Source organism: Nonomuraea rhizosphaerae (genome assembly GCF_019396405.1).
Lineage (GTDB): Bacteria > Actinomycetota > Actinomycetes > Streptosporangiales > Streptosporangiaceae > Nonomuraea > Nonomuraea rhizosphaerae.
Map to the genome: position 1 here is coordinate 1 of NZ_JAHKRL010000454.1, position 14,105 is coordinate 14,105.

Below are 14,105 nucleotides of genomic sequence, written 5' to 3' on the forward strand. Positions count from 1 at the left end.
GCGCCCGCGGCCACGGCCGCGAGCGCCCAGTCCCTGATCAGGCCGGTGGCATGGCGGCCACCACGGCCTGCCTGCCGCTCCGCCGCAGAGCCACGCCGACCGCCGACAGCGCGGCGCCCACCGCCGACGTGTCCACACCGGCGCCCCAGACCGTCTTCCCCTCCACTCTGCACTCGGCGTAGGCCGTCACTCCCGCGCCAGCCTGACGGTCCGGATCGGCCGTGGCCTCACGATGCACGGCGCGTACGTCGATGCCCCAGGGAGCGAGCCTGGCGCCGATGGTCCTGGCGTCGTGCTCGCCCGCGCCGTCAAGGTACAGCGTGGTGGTGATCCGCCCGCCGGCAACGTACAGCTCGCCCGCCGGGCCTTCGGAGGAAAGGTACTCCTTCTCGAACAGCGTCCAGATCTGCTCGGGCGCGAGCTCGCAGCCCAGCTCCTCCGCGCTCGCCTGGACCACCGTGGCGAAATCCCGCTGCAGCTCCTTGGGCAGCCGCATGCCGTACCAGGCGTTCATGATGTAGGCGACGCCGCCCTTGCCCGACTGGGTGGTGATGCGGACGACCGCCTCGTACGTGCGCCCCACGTCCTTGGGGTCGATCGGCAGGTACGGCATCCGCCACGGCTGGTCGTCGATGCTCGCCCCGGCCTCGGCGGCCTCGCCCTCCAGGCTGTCGAAGCCCTTCCTGATCGCGTCCTGGTGGGAGCCGGAGAAGGAGGTGTAGACCAGGTCGCCCCCGTAGGGGTGACGGGGATGGACGGGGATCTCGTTGCACCACTCGACGGTGTCGCGGATCCTGTCGATGTCGGAGAAGTCGATGCCCGGGTCCACGCCGTGGCTGAACATGTTCATCCCCAGCGTCACGAGGCAGACGTTGCCCGCGCGCTCGCCGTTGCCGAACAGGCAGCCCTCGATGCGCTCGGCGCCGGCCAGCAGGGCCAGCTCCGCCGAGGCGACCCCGGTCCCGCGGTCGTTGTGCGGGTGGATGGACAGGCAGACGTGCTCCCGCCTCGACAGGTTCCGGTCCAGCCACTCGATCTGGTCGGCGAAGACCGAGGGCAGCGACCGCTCCACGGTGGTGGGGAAGTTCAGGATTATCGGCCGGTCAGAACCCGGCTCCCACACGTCCATAACCGCCTCGCAGACCTCCAGGGAGAAGTCGGCCTCGGTCTCGTTGAACAATTCAGGCGAGTACTGCAGGCGGAAATTTCCTTCACGAAGCTCTTTGTCGGCGTATTTTTTCACCAGCTCCGTCCCGCGGACGGCCAGGTCCTTGCACTGCTGCCGGTCCATTCCGAAGACCACCCGCCGAAACAGCGGGGCCGTCGCGTTGTAGAGGTGGAGGGTCGCCCTGGGCGCCCCCGACAGGCATCGCACGGTGCGCTCGATCAGCTCGTCACGGGCCGGGACCAGGGCCGATACCCAGACGTCGTCCGGGATCCGGTCCTCCTCGATGAGCAGCCGGACAAAGTCATGATCGTCCTGGCTGGCCACGGGGAAGCCGATCTCGATCTCCTTGTAGCCGATCTCCACCAGAAGCTCGAACATCCTGAGTTTACGCGCCGGCGACATCGGATTGGCCAGGGACTGATTTCCGTCCCTGAGGTCCGTGGACAGCCATCGAGGCGCGGACTTAATTCGCCCGTCCGGCCATGTCCGGTCGGGAAGAACAAGAGGAGTGAAATCTGAATAACGCTCTACCGATCGATTCCCGCCCATTTCCGTATCTCCTTCTTCGAGCCCATTCGGTGGCTCTGGTCTTCTCTATTACCAAATAATTTTCTATTTCCCCTGGTCAAGAGGGAAGTCAGGGGAAACGCCTTCCTGCACCGAAGGTTCGCTCCGGGGGTATCGAAAGTTCGCCCTGGTGCGCCTCTCCGACCGCCACCGCTACCGGAAAGCGCCGACTCCCTGAGTCAGACTGAGCGTGTGACATCGGTTCCACATCTGGCGTCGAGCTGCCGCGGGCTTCCTGTCGGGGAAGCGCTTCCCCGCTCGCTCCCCCAGGTGGGGGGCGCGGAAGGAAGCCTCAGCGGGCGGAAGGACTGACATGACGACGACCAGCATCGGTTCCCCTGCCGGGTTTCTTCCTCTTCAGCGCGGCATGCTCTGCCTGGTGGAAGCGCGGCCCTCCGTGCAGTTCAACTTCCTCCTGCGCTTCCTCACCGGAGCCTCGCTGAGCTCGGCCGTCGCCGGTGAGGGCGAGCTGGGCAGGACCGCCTGGGCCGCGCTGACCTGGACGCTGGCCGTGGTCGCCGTCTATCTCTACAACGGGGTCATGGACGTGTGCGAGGACCGGCTCAACGGCTCGCGCCGGCCCATCGCGAGGGGCGAATTACCGCCCACCGTGGCCACCGCCGTCGCAGCCGGCGTCGCGGTGGCCTCCGTGGCGGGCAGCGTCATGCTCGGTCCCGCGCACATGGGTATGATCGTTTTTCTGCTGGCACTCGGTTACCTGTATTCCGGACCGCCCTTCCACCTCAAGCGCAGGACCAGCGGAACGATCGCGATCGGGATGACGGCCAGCGTGCTGAGCTACGTGGCCGGCGCCTACGCCTATGCCGGAGAGCTCCAGAACTGGCCGCCGCTGATCGTCTTCGTGCTCGCCGCCTCCCTCTGGACCGGCCTGGTCGGCACCGCGACCAAGGACCTGCCCGACATGGAGGGCGACGCGGCGGCCGGCCGCGTGACCTTCGCCGTCATGCACGGGGAAGGCGCGCTGCGGCTGGCCATCATCGGCGTCTCGATCACGCTGCCCGCCGTCGTCACGAGCGTGGTGGTGCTGATGGATCTCTCGCTGGGCCTTCCCGCCGCCGCCATGTGCGCCGGCGGGATGGCCATCGCCCTGCTCTGCAGCGCCTCGATCCCGCCGGGGCCGCGCAGGCGCCAGCCGTACGCCCTGTTCATGATCACCCAGTACGTGCTGCACGCCTGCGTGATCGTTCCTCAGTTGCTGCGCGACTGGCCACTCGGCTGAGCGGCCGGCCGCGCCCCTAGCGCCCAACGACCAGCCCGCTCGACTGGGCGGGCACGTGACCGGGCTGGGCCTTCAGGTCCGGCGGCAGGTCCGAGCGCTGGGTGATGTTCAGCTTGCGGTACACGCGCGTCAGGTGCTGCTCGACGGTGCTCACCGTGATGAACAGCTTGGCGGCGATCTCCCTGTTGGAGTAGCCGACCGTGGCCAGGCTGGCCACCCTGCGCTCGGCGTCGCTGAGAATGGCGGCCACCCGGTTGGGTCCGGTGTCGTCCCCCTCCTCCGCCGTGCCCTCGACCGCGAGGGCCTGGCTCAGCGGGCGGGCGCCGCACTCCTGGGCCAGGGCCCGCGCCCGGCTGGCGATGATGCCCGCCCGCCGGAACTCGCCCACGCCGTGGTAGGCCTCGGTGAGCTCGACCAGCGACCTGGCCAGCTCGTAACGGTCACCGCAGGCCTGAAGGTACTCGGAGGCCTGGCGGAGCAACATCGGCCGGTGCCGCGCCTCGCTGCCGGCGGCCAGCATCCGCAGCGCCACGCCGTCCGTGCGCTCCGAACCGGGCCCCGACGCGCCGAGCTGCTCCTCTGCCAGCTCACGGGCCTCGTCGTGCCTGCCCAGGCCGATGAGGGCGGCCGCCACGTCGGTGCGCCAGGCGATGAACCCCGGCGCGTCCATGTTCCACTGGGTCAGCAGGTCGCCGCAGAGCCGGAAGTCGCGCAACGCGGCCGCCGGGTTGCCCACGGCGAGCTGGTAGCGTCCACGCGCCTGAAGGAACCGCAACCCGAACCTGGTCTGCAACATCGTCTCGGGGAAGGACTGGTTGAGCTGCGTGAGCGCCTCGCTGTAGCGGCCCATCGCGGTCGCGGCCAGCATGAGGGTGGCCACGGGGCCGCCGACGGCCACGCCCCAGCTCCCCGGGGGGAGCAGTTCCAGCGCCTGACGGGCGTACGAGGCGGCGTCCTCCAGGTCTCCCCTGCGCAGGGAGATCTCCGCCCGGATGGCGGTGAGGCGGGCGCGGCGGGCCGGCGAGCGGCCAGGGCTCAGCTCCGCGATCCGCTCGTCGCACCACGGGGCCGCCCGGTCGGCGCGGCCGGCGTAGACGAGGGCGAGCAGAGCGCTCTCCACGGTGTCCATGGACATCTCGTCGAGGCTGGAGCTGCTCAGGATCCGCTCGGCCGTGCTGACCGCCCGGTCGAGCGGGCCGCCGGTCAGCACACTGGCCAGGGTGTCGATCGACTCCAGTCTCCGGCTCACCTGGAACGGCAGCACGGCCTCGCTGATGTGCTGGCCCGCCCAGCTGTTCATGTGGGCCAGCAGCGGCGGCGCCGTGCAGCGCAGCCACATCCTGGTGCCCACGCCCTCGGCGACCGTGCCGGGGTCGTCGCCGAACTCCGTCATGCGCTCCAGCACGTCACAGGCCACGTCCATCTTGCCGTGCCACAGCAGCGCCCTGGCCAGGACGATCGCGTCACTGCCGCTCAGGGTGCCGTTGTGCAGCGCGGCGGTCAGCTCCTCCATGTGGCTGATCGGCGCCTTCGGGTCGATGCGCCACTCCGCGCGCATCAGCATGGTCGCGATCACCGTGCGCTCACGGTCGTCCAGATTGCCGCGCAGGGCGAGCTTGAGGTAGTCGACGCCGGACTCGACGTCGCCGTCCACCAGCCTGCGCCGGGCCGCCGACTCCAGCACGGGCACGCACCAGGGGGCGTCGGCCACGTCCGCCTTGCTCAGCTGCTCGGCGATCGCCAGGTCGGAGGCCCCGTCGCTGTAGAGCAGCTGGGCCGCGCACTGGTGCATGTAGTGGCGCTTGTCGGCGCCCAGGTCGGCCAGGACGGCGGCCGCGCCCGCCTCGTGGCGGAAGCGGCCCTCCGTCAGCAGGCCAGCCGTCTCCAGCCAGTGGATCGACAGAGGGACGGAGGTCGTGTCCGAGTGGGCCAGCCGCTGCGCGAGCGCGGGGTCGTCGATCGCCGCCACCCACCTGGCCACGTCCAGCAGCGACGGATCGGCCCGGTGCAGGCACGACAGCACGGCCTCGCCGTAGCTCTCGGCCGGCGACTCGCAGCCGGTCCTGGAGAAGTCCTCGATCAAGCCGTTCACCAGAAGGGGGTTGCCGCCGCTGAGGTCGTACCACTCCGGCATCAGCCGCTCGGCCGTCTCGTGCCCCAGGCGCTCGCTCGCCATGCTCAGCGTGGCGCCGCGGGAGAGCGGCAGCAGCCTGATGGCGGTGCAGTGCGGCTGGCGCATGACCTCGGTGGGGAAGGACCTGTCGGTCTGGTGGGTGTAGTCGGCGTGGCCGAACACCGTCATGACCGGTGACGACCTGGCCCTGCGCATGAAGTAGGACAGGCAAGTCTGGGAGGTGCGGTCGGAGTCGTGGACGTCGTCGACGACGATCACCAGTGGCAGCTGCTCGGCCAGTGACAGCAGCACCCCGCAGAGCTCCTCGACCACCTGGGTGTCCAGCTGGTCGCCGGCCTGGCGCAGAAGGTCCGTCGTGCGCTCGCGCAGCGGCTCACCCAGGGGGGCGTTGTGAAGGAGCTGGCCGATCACGCCGAGAGGGAGATCGCGCTCCGCCCGCGACGCCGTCGCCACGAGGGGCAGCGCCCCCTTGTCGTAGGCATGCTCGGCGAAGGCGTGGAGCAGCTCGCTCTTCCCCGTGGCCACCACGCCGGTCACCATCGCGCCCCTGCTTCTGCCTTCGAGCGTCTCGACCAGCAGCCTCTGCAGCGAGGCCATTGCCGCGTCTCTCTCGTAGAACCCCATATTGAGCGCTCCTCACCCTAGGGCGAACGTCTTTCATGGCCGCATAACCGATTCACAATCAATACGCTACGCCCGCCACTTATAGGCCCACAACGGGGTGACCCTTAATACCATCTCATCTACAACTTTCGATCCCCTCACGGGACACAAAAAGGCGCCGCACCCGGATACGAAAGGGCGCGGCGCACGGGGAACTGTGCCTGCTGTCTGCGGTTTATTCAGCGATCTTCGTCCTGGTCGTCCAGCGGTAGATCAGTCCTTGGCAGTCGCCTTCGAGGTGGTAGTGCTCCTCCGTCCGCTCGAAGTGCTCATATCCGCTGCGGTAGGGGATCTTGACCTTCTCGTCCGCTCGGGTCAGCCGCTTGAAGCGGAACTTCTCCGGAAAGTCCGTCGGGCCGCCGAGCAGAAAGATATTGACGTCGTACGGGCCGTAGTCGGAAATCACGCAATCGGCGAGGGCCTCTCTCATCGAGTCGGAAACCAAAGTCATGGACACCTCCGTTAATTGACCTTTACACCATTTTAGGCAGCCATTTCCCGGCAGCCATCCCCGGTGCACCCCTACTAACTGTCGCGCGCCGTCCAGCGGAAGGACCTGAGACACAGGAGCAGGCCGAGCAGGCACCAGATGCCGAGCACCAGCGCCACCATCGGCAGCTGCCAGGTGCCGGTCGGCTCCAGGGCCACCGCGTGCTCGGGCATGAACACCGAGCGCATGCCCTGGGTCATCCACTTGAGCGGGAAGATCGAGGCGAAGATCTGCAGGAACCCCGGCACGTCGGCGAAGGGGATGTAGACGCCCGAGCAGAACTGCACGATGAGGAAGGGCAGGGTGATCACCGCGTTGGCCCCGCGCGTCGATTTCGGCAGGCTGCCGACCGCGATGCCCAGGAACGTGCAGGCGATGCCGCCGAGCAGGAGGACCCAGCCGAACGTCAGCCACCGGTCGAACGTGGTGGGCAGCTGGACGCCGAACATCAGCACGCCGACCGCGACCAGGAGAGCGACCTCGGCGAGCATGCACACCAGGACCTGGATGATCTTGCCGCCGAAGTAGGCCATGCGCGGCATCGGCATGCCGTACAGCCGCTTGAGCGTGCCGTCGTGGCGTTCCAGCGTGATGTTGATGCCCAGGTTCTGGAAGGACGTGCTCATGATGCCGGCGCCGATCATGCCGGCGGTGAGGAGCTGGGCGCCCGTGACGCCGGGCACTCCCATCCTGCTCTTGGTCATGGCTCCCAGCAGCATCAGCATGATCGCCGGGAGCGAGAAGATGACGATGAACTGGCTCTTGGTGCGGAAGAAGCCCTTGAGCTCCAGCGCGCCGCGCTTCAGCGCCAGCCGGCCGGCGCTGGGCAGGCGGACCGTCTCCACCGGCCGGATGCCGGTCGGTCGCGTGGGCAACGTTGCTGTCACGACTGCTCTCCGATGAGTCCGAGGTAGGTGTCTTCGAGAGTCGGCCGCGTGACGGTCAGATCGGGGATCTCCCCGTCGAACTGCGCCATGAGCTCGGCGACGACCCGCGTGGGCGCCGGGGTCTTCACCCGGCGCTCCCCGCCGGGGGTGGACCAGCTGACCGTCGCCTCCGCCTCCGCGCGACCGGCCAGCGTGGCCGGCTCGCCGACCGCGACGACGCGGCCTCCCGCGATCACCCCGACCCTGCTCGCCAGCGCCTCGGCCTCGTCCAGGTAGTGCGTGGTCAGCACGATGGTGGTGCCCTCGTCGGCCAGCAGCGAGATCAGGCTCCAGAACTGGCGGCGGGCCTCGGGATCGAACCCCGTGGTCGGCTCGTCGAGGAACAGAAGCTCAGGGCTGCCCACGACGCCCAGGGCCACGTCGACCCTGCGCCGCTGGCCGCCGGACAGGGAGCGGACGCGGGCGTCGGCCTTCGCCGACAATCCCACCAGCTCGATGACGGATTCGGGATCGCGTGGCCGGGGGAAGTAGCTCGCGAAGTGGTTCACCGTCTCCCGGACGGTGAACTCGGCGGCGTCGGTGGCCGACTGCAGCACGATTCCGAGCTTGGACCGCCAGACGCGGCCGGCCCGGCCCGGATCCTCGCCGAGCACACTGACCTCGCCGCCGTCCCGCCTGCGGTGGCCTTCCAGGATCTCGACCGTGGTGGTCTTGCCGGCACCGTTGGGCCCCAAGAGCGCGAAGACCTCGCCCCGGGCGATTTCCAGGTCGATGCCGTCCACGGCGGTCACGTCGCCGTATTTCTTACGCAGCTCACGTACACGTACTGCTGAGTCGCTCATGCCTCCTTAGGGTTCGAGATAGGTGGGAAATGCGATATTCGTCCTTCGGCACCCCACCTCTACGTCCTTCGATACCCCTACCGGTTTCCACTCCTGGTCAAGGGCTCCCTGTGGCAACCTTACGGGGCGAACCCCAAGTCAAACGGCGGACCCCCATCAACCGTTCGGTGGATGACGAGGATCCAGGAGAGCGGGGATTCTCGAACCATGACAGTCATCGAAATCAACGGCCTGCAGAAGAACTACAAGGACCACAAGGTGCTCGACGGCGTCACGCTGACCGTCGGCCGAGGCGAGATTTTCGGCATCCTCGGCCCCAATGGCGCCGGCAAGACCACCACCGTCGAGTGCGCTTCCGGGCTGCGTAAGCCTGACGGCGGCACCCTGCGCGTGCTCGGTCTGGACCCGCAGACCCAGCGGCGCGAGCTGCTTCAGCGCATCGGCACCCAGCTGCAGGAGGCCGCCCTGCCCGACGCCATCAAGGTGGGCGAGGCCCTGCAGATGTACGCCTCCTTCTACGACAAGCCCGCCGACTGGCGCGCCCTGATGGAGGAGTGGGGGCTGGCCGAGAAGCGGCGCGCCCGTTTCGCCAGTCTTTCCGGCGGCTGGAAGCAGCGCCTGTTCATCGCGCTCGCCCTGGTCGGCAACCCCGAGGTCGTCTTCCTCGACGAGCTGACCACCGGCCTTGACCCCTCCGCCCGCCGGCTGACCTGGGGCCTGATCCGCGACATGCGCGACCGCGGCGTCACCGTCGTCCTGGTCACCCACTTCATGGACGAGGCGGAGGCGCTCTGCGACCGCATCGCCGTCATCGACAACGGGCGCGTCATGCACGAGGGCAGCCCGAACGAGCTCATCTCCGCGGGCCAGGCCGCCAACCTCGACGACGCTTACTTCGCACTCACTGAGAGGACCGTGTAATGAAGGGTCTCGGCAATGTCATCGCGATCGAGCTCAAGCTGGCCATGCGTGACCCCATGTCGGCCTTCTTCGCGCTCGCCTTCCCCGCGGTCATCCTGTGGGTGAAGATGCGCAACGGCGGCACGCTGCCCGGCGGGCTGCCCACCATCGACGCCATCGTCCCGATGCTCAGCGTCTTCGTCACCGGCCTGGCCTCGCTGGTCGTCCTGCCGGCCACGCTGGCCCAGTACCGCGAACGCCGGGTGCTCAAGCGGCTGCGCGCCACCCCGGCCTCCTCCACCATGGTCTTCGGCGCCCAGTGGGCCGCGCACATGCTGCTCGCCGCGCTCGGCTTCGCCCTGCTGGCCGTCATCGGGCTGATCGCGTACGGCCTGAGCGGGCCGTCCAACCCCGGCCAAGTCGTCCTCGCCTGGGTTCTCGGCGCGCTCAGTCTCGGCGCGATCGGGCTGCTCCTCGGGGCAGTGGTGCCGAGCGGCCGTGCCGCCACGGTGGTCGGCCTGGCGATCTTCTTCCCGATGGTCTTCGTCTCCGGCGCGATGAGCGCCCGTGAGACGCTGCCGGAGTCGATGCGCTCCATCGGCGACTGGACCCCCATGGCTCCCGCCGTCCAGGCGATCCGCGCCGGATGGGAAGGACAGCCCATCTCCCTGCCCGCCCTGATCGTCATGGCTGTGATCTTCGTTGTCGCCGGTGGCGTCGCGCTGAAGGCGTTCCGCTGGTGAGAAACATCGAAGCCGACGTCTCGCGATGGGACCGAGCCTGGCCGGCCCTGCCCTACCTCTTCATCCTGCTGCCGACGGTCTTCGCCCTGCTGCGGACCCCGAGGCTGGACGTGGCGGTACTGGCGGTCTGCACCGGAGTCTGGCACTGGTTCATGGTCTCATCGCGATTCAGCCGGATCGACCGGCCGTTCATAGCGATCGCCTACTTCGCCGTGATGCTCATCTTCATCGCGGCGCTGATCAGGATCGACTCGCTGTTCACGGTCGCCGGCCTGGGCGCCTTCGTCCAGGCCTTCGCCCTGTTACAGGGCTGGATGGCCTACGTGGGAGTGGCCGCGACGGCGGCGGTGCTGGTGGGCGTCCGGCCCGACCCCCGCCCGGCGAGCGAGCTGATCTTCTCCTTCCTGGTCGCCGTCCTGGTCGCCTCGACCGTCGGCCTGTTGATCCAGACCATCTCGAAGCAGAACCAGCAGCGCAAGTCGATGATCGCGCAGCTGACGGCGACCAGCGCCAAGCTGGCCGCGCGGGCGGAGGAGAACGCGAACCTCCAGTCGCAGCTGCTGGTCAGGGCCCGCGAGGCGGGCGTGCTCGGCGAGCGCCAGCGGATGGCCAGGGAGATCCACGACACGATCGCCCAAGGGCTGACCGCCATCCTGACCCAGCTGGAAGTCGCCGAGAATATCATCGACGATGTGCCCGCAGCCCGCTCCAGACTCAACACGATACGCACGCTGGCCAGGGAAAGCCTCAACGAGGCCCGCCGGTCGGTCCTGGCGATGCGTCCCGCTCCGCTGGAGGACGCCCAGCTGACGACCGCGCTGGAGGAGGTGGCGGCCACGTGGTCGGAGACGACCGGCGTGCCGGCCCCCGTGTCGGTCACCGGCGATGCCAGGCCGCTGCACACCGAGGTGGAGATGACCCTGCTGCGAGTGGCTCAGGAGGCGCTGGCCAACGTCGGCAAGCACGCCGCGGCCACCAGGGTCGCCGTCACTCTCTCCTACATGGAAGATGTGGTGGTGCTCGACGTACGCGACGACGGGGCCGGGTTCGACCCGCAGATGGTGAGCTCCTCGGAAGAGGGCGGATTCGGCCTCATCGGAATGCGCCAGCGAGTCATCCGGCTCGCCGGTGACTTCGAGATCGAAACCGCTCCCGGCCAGGGGACGGGTGTCTCTGCTACGGTGCCCGCGATCCCTGCCGACTCCAGGAACGCGTGAGGCATGCCGATTCGTATCATCATCGTGGACGATCACCCGGTCGTCCGCGACGGGCTGCGCGAGATCTTCTCCACCGACGACGCCTTCGAGGTCGTCGGTGAGGCGGCCGACGGGCCGGAGGCTCTCGCCCTGACCCGGCGGACCACCCCCGACCTGGTGCTCATGGACCTGCGGATGCCGAAGATGAGCGGCGCCGAGCTGATCGGCCGGCTGCGCGAGCAGACACCCGGCATCCACGTGCTGGTCCTGACCACGTTCGACAACGACGCCGACGTGCTGCCCGCCATCGAGCAGGGCGCCACCGGCTACCTGCTCAAGGACACCCCTCGCCTGGAGCTGCTGCGCGCCGCCCAGGCGGCCGCCCGCGGCGAGACCGTGCTCTCCCCCACCGTGGCCGGGCTGCTCATGCAGAAGGTGCGCGCGCCGGAGCAGCAGACGCTGAGCCGGCGGGAGCTGGAGGTGCTCGGGCTGATCGCCCGCGGCGCGACCAATCGCGAGGCCGCCGCCAGGCTGTTCATCACCGAGGCGACGGTCAAGACGCACCTGCTCCACATCTTCGCCAAGCTCGGGGTCAAGGACCGGGCCGCGGCGGTCGCGGCGGCCTATGAGCGCGGCCTGATCAAGCGGGCCTCGGAGACCTGATTAAGGGCGCTTAGGGGTGGGCCGCCCCCGTGGGTGATCCGTAGCGTGGACATGTCTGCCCTGTTGACGCGGGTGGACGTCCCCGGGACGAATGGAGATGGGCCCATGAACACGCTTGCCCTGGCTGACCCGCGGGCCGAGCTGGTTACCGTCGGAGGCAAGGGTGAGTCCCTGGCCCGCCTGGCGAGGGCCCGGCTGCCGGTTCCACCTGGCTTCCACGTCACCACCGCCGCCTACCGCGCCTTCGTGGCCGGCCACGACCTTCAGGAACGGATCCTGTCCTGCGACGCGGAGCGGACCGCCGCCCTGTTCGCCGCCCACGAGATGCCGCGGCACATCGCCGACGACATCCGGGCCGCCTACCGGGAGATGGGCGAGGAGCCCGCGGTGGCCGTGCGGTCGTCGGCGACCGCCGAGGACCTGCCGGGGATGTCGTTCGCCGGCCAGCAGGACACCTTCCTGAACATCCGCGGCGCCGATCAGCTCCTGGACGCGGTCAAGCGCTGCTGGGCCTCCCTGTGGACCGAGCGGGCCATCGCCTACCGCGAGCGCAACGGCGTCTCCCACGACGAGGTGGCGCTGGCCGTCGTCGTTCAGGAGCTCGTGCCGGCCGACGCGGCGGGCGTGATGTTCACCGAGGACGGCGACCACCTGACCGTCAACGCCGCGTGGGGGCTGGGCGAGGCGATCGTCGGCGGGCTGGTCACGCCCGACACGATCAAGCTGGATCGCGCCGATCACACGATCATCGAGGAGCACGTCGCGGACAAGACCGTCATGACCGTGCGGGTCCCTGAGGGCACCCGTGAGACGCCGGTGCCGGACGCCGACCGCGACAAGCCCGTGCTGTCGAGCGCGCAGGCCGTACGGCTGGCCGAGCTGGGCATGACGATCGAGGAGCTGTACGGCCATCCCGTGGACGTCGAGTGGGCCGTCCACGAGGGGCGGCCCTACATTCTGCAGGCCAGGCCCATCACCGGGCAGCGCGAGGTGTGGAACGACTCGCTCAGGGGCGACTACCTGTGGACCAACGGCAACCTGGGTGAGGCGATCCCCAGCGTGATGACGCCGTGCACCTGGTCGCTCGTGCAGGCGTTCATCGACGAGATCATGGTCATCGGCAACCTCGGCGGCCACCCCTACTGCGGGAACATCGGCGGCCGGGTCTACATGAACATGAGCCTGACCCTCTCCCTCGGCAAGGCCCTCGGCATCTCCAGGAAGATCAACGACGCCCAGCTGCCGGTGTACGGCCGGCTGCCGGAGGGGGTCGTGACGCCGCCGCTGCCGATGAGCCGGTGGCAGACCCTCAAGGCGGCCAAGCCGATCATGGGCGGCCGCCGGGCCATCCAGCAGCTCACCGGCCGGATCCCCGAGTACGTCGCGTCTGCGGCCCGGGACACCGAGGCCATCCGCGCCAGGATCGCCACCAGCGACGACCTGGCCACGCTCTGGGAGAGCGAGGTGGAGCCGCGCTTCCTGGAGTGCAACCGGATGCTCGCCGCCGCCGCCCGCCAGGACGCCGGCTCGCTGGTCTACCTCGGCGCGCGGCTGACCGACCTGGTCGGTGAGGCCGACGCCGCCGTGCTGATGTCCGGGCTCCAGGCGTCGGACGGCCACCTGGAGAGCCTCGGCCCGCTGCTCGGCCTGGCGCGGTACAAGCGCGGCGAGATCTCCCGCGAGGAGTATGTCCGCAGGTACGGCCACCGCTGCCCCGACGAGTTCGAGGTCTCCATCGCCAGGCCCGTGGAGGACCCGTCCTGGCTCGACAGGCAGATCGCCACGCTGACGGTCGACCCGACCGAGCTGCTGGCCCGCCAGGACGAGGCGAGCAGCGCCGCCTGGAGCAGGTTCCGCGAGCGGCACCCGAGGAAGGCGGAGAAGTTCCGCCGCAAGATCGACCGCTGGGAGGCGATCGTCCGCGCCCGCGAGGAGACCCGCTCGGAGATGATGCGCGGCTTCTGGATGGTGCGTGACTTCGTCGTGCGCGCCGGCGAGGTGACCGGGTGCGGGGACGACCTGTTCTTCCTGACGATGCGGGAGATCGTGGACGTGCTGCGCGGCTCGCGTCGGCCGCTCTCGCAGGTGGCCAAGCGCCGCGCCACCCACGAGCTGTACCGGTCGCTGCCGCCGTACCCGGGCATCATCCGGGGCGCCTTCGATCCCGAGCGGTGGGCGGCCGACCCGAACCGACGCGGCGACGTGTACGACGCCGCCGCCACGGTGGCGCCGCCTTCGCAGACCATCAGCGGCTTCCCCGGCGCGGCCGGCGTGGTCGAGGGCGTGGCCCGGGTGATCTTCTCCGTGGCGGACGGCGACCGGCTCGCGGAGGGCGAGATCCTGGTGACGACCGTGACCAACGTGGGCTGGACGCTGCTGTTCCCGCGTGCCGGGGCGGTGGTCACCGATGTCGGCGCGCCGCTGTCGCACGCCGCCATCGTGGCGCGCGAGCTGGGCATCCCCGCCGTCGTCGGCACCAGGAACGCCACCATGCGCATCCAGGACGGCGACCTGATCCGCGTCGACGGCAGCCGGGGCAGTGTCGAGATCGTCCGGGTTCCGGCGACGGTCTGATCCGGACGGTCTGATTCAGCGGAAGGCCGCGGTCCCGA

Annotated in this window: 11 protein-coding genes; 6 read left to right on the forward strand and 5 right to left on the reverse strand. The window is 69.3% G+C overall.

Annotation, left to right across the window (positions count from 1 at the left end; genetic code table 11):
• Nucleotides 1-37: 37 nt before the first annotated feature.
• Nucleotides 38-1,717 carry a 2-isopropylmalate synthase gene (locus tag KME77_RS23060; RefSeq protein ID WP_219471018.1) on the reverse strand — a complete coding sequence of 560 codons (1,680 nt, stop codon included), beginning with the start codon at nt 1,715-1,717 and terminating at the stop codon, nt 38-40.
• A gap of 331 nt (nt 1,718-2,048) precedes the next feature.
• On the opposite strand from KME77_RS23060, the gene KME77_RS23065 reads away from it, so the two are divergent.
• Nucleotides 2,049-2,975: a UbiA family prenyltransferase gene (locus KME77_RS23065; RefSeq protein WP_219471019.1), complete on the forward strand. Its 927-nt coding sequence runs from the start codon at nt 2,049-2,051 to the stop codon at nt 2,973-2,975.
• A 16-nt stretch (nt 2,976-2,991) separates the two neighbouring features.
• Here KME77_RS23065 and KME77_RS23070 read toward each other — a convergent pair whose 3' ends face one another.
• From KME77_RS23070 to KME77_RS23085, 4 genes are all read right to left on the reverse strand, one after another.
• Nucleotides 2,992-5,733 carry an AAA family ATPase gene (locus KME77_RS23070; RefSeq protein WP_219471020.1) on the reverse strand — a complete coding sequence of 914 codons (2,742 nt, stop codon included), beginning with the start codon at nt 5,731-5,733 and terminating at the stop codon, nt 2,992-2,994.
• Nucleotides 5,734-5,947: 214 nt separating this feature from the next.
• Nucleotides 5,948-6,223, reverse strand: coding sequence for a DUF5988 family protein (locus tag KME77_RS23075; protein WP_219471021.1), 276 nt, complete (start codon nt 6,221-6,223; stop codon nt 5,948-5,950).
• Between the two features lie 74 nt (nt 6,224-6,297).
• Nucleotides 6,298-7,149 (reverse strand): ABC transporter permease, encoded by an 852-nt coding sequence (locus tag KME77_RS23080; protein ID WP_308250840.1) that lies wholly within the window; start codon nt 7,147-7,149, stop codon nt 6,298-6,300.
• Nucleotides 7,146-7,991, reverse strand: coding sequence for an ABC transporter ATP-binding protein (locus tag KME77_RS23085; RefSeq protein WP_219471022.1), 846 nt, complete (start codon nt 7,989-7,991; stop codon nt 7,146-7,148). The genes KME77_RS23080 and KME77_RS23085 overlap by 4 nt, the downstream gene beginning before the upstream one ends.
• Nucleotides 7,992-8,198: 207 nt before the next feature.
• Between KME77_RS23085 and KME77_RS23090 the strand changes: the two genes are divergently transcribed.
• The 5 genes from KME77_RS23090 (at nt 8,199) to KME77_RS23110 (ending at nt 14,067) form a co-directional block, all read left to right on the forward strand.
• On the forward strand, nt 8,199-8,912 hold the full coding sequence (locus tag KME77_RS23090) for an ABC transporter ATP-binding protein (RefSeq protein ID WP_219471023.1): 714 nt from the start codon (nt 8,199-8,201) through the stop codon (nt 8,910-8,912).
• Nucleotides 8,912-9,634, forward strand: a complete 723-nt coding sequence (locus tag KME77_RS23095; protein WP_219471024.1) for an ABC transporter permease — start codon at nt 8,912-8,914, stop codon at nt 9,632-9,634. The genes KME77_RS23090 and KME77_RS23095 overlap by 1 nt, the downstream gene beginning before the upstream one ends.
• Nucleotides 9,631-10,851, forward strand: a complete 1,221-nt coding sequence (locus KME77_RS23100) for a sensor histidine kinase (RefSeq protein ID WP_308250841.1) — start codon at nt 9,631-9,633, stop codon at nt 10,849-10,851. The genes KME77_RS23095 and KME77_RS23100 overlap by 4 nt, the downstream gene beginning before the upstream one ends.
• A 3-nt stretch (nt 10,852-10,854) precedes the next feature.
• Nucleotides 10,855-11,493, forward strand: coding sequence for a response regulator (locus tag KME77_RS23105; RefSeq protein WP_219471026.1), 639 nt, complete (start codon nt 10,855-10,857; stop codon nt 11,491-11,493).
• 105 nt (nt 11,494-11,598) lie between these two features.
• Nucleotides 11,599-14,067, forward strand: coding sequence for a PEP/pyruvate-binding domain-containing protein (locus KME77_RS23110; RefSeq protein WP_219471027.1), 2,469 nt, complete (start codon nt 11,599-11,601; stop codon nt 14,065-14,067).
• The last annotated feature ends 38 nt before the right edge of the window (nt 14,068-14,105 follow it).

What these genes read in the sequence shown, in the direction of transcription:
- KME77_RS23090 (WP_219471023.1), top strand. Translation starts at nt 8,199, where the DNA reads ATGACAGTCATCGAAATCAACGGCCTGCAGAAGAACTACAAGGACCAC.
- KME77_RS23085 (WP_219471022.1), bottom strand. Translation starts at nt 7,991, where the DNA reads ATGAGCGACTCAGCAGTACGTGTACGTGAGCTGCGTAAGAAATACGGC.
- KME77_RS23065 (WP_219471019.1), top strand. Translation starts at nt 2,049, where the DNA reads ATGACGACGACCAGCATCGGTTCCCCTGCCGGGTTTCTTCCTCTTCAG.
- KME77_RS23095 (WP_219471024.1), top strand. Translation starts at nt 8,912, where the DNA reads ATGAAGGGTCTCGGCAATGTCATCGCGATCGAGCTCAAGCTGGCCATG.
- KME77_RS23105 (WP_219471026.1), top strand. Translation starts at nt 10,855, where the DNA reads ATGCCGATTCGTATCATCATCGTGGACGATCACCCGGTCGTCCGCGAC.
- KME77_RS23070 (WP_219471020.1), bottom strand. Translation starts at nt 5,733, where the DNA reads ATGGGGTTCTACGAGAGAGACGCGGCAATGGCCTCGCTGCAGAGGCTG.
- KME77_RS23060 (WP_219471018.1), bottom strand. Translation starts at nt 1,717, where the DNA reads ATGGGCGGGAATCGATCGGTAGAGCGTTATTCAGATTTCACTCCTCTT.
- KME77_RS23075 (WP_219471021.1), bottom strand. Translation starts at nt 6,223, where the DNA reads ATGACTTTGGTTTCCGACTCGATGAGAGAGGCCCTCGCCGATTGCGTG.
- KME77_RS23110 (WP_219471027.1), top strand. Translation starts at nt 11,599, where the DNA reads ATGAACACGCTTGCCCTGGCTGACCCGCGGGCCGAGCTGGTTACCGTC.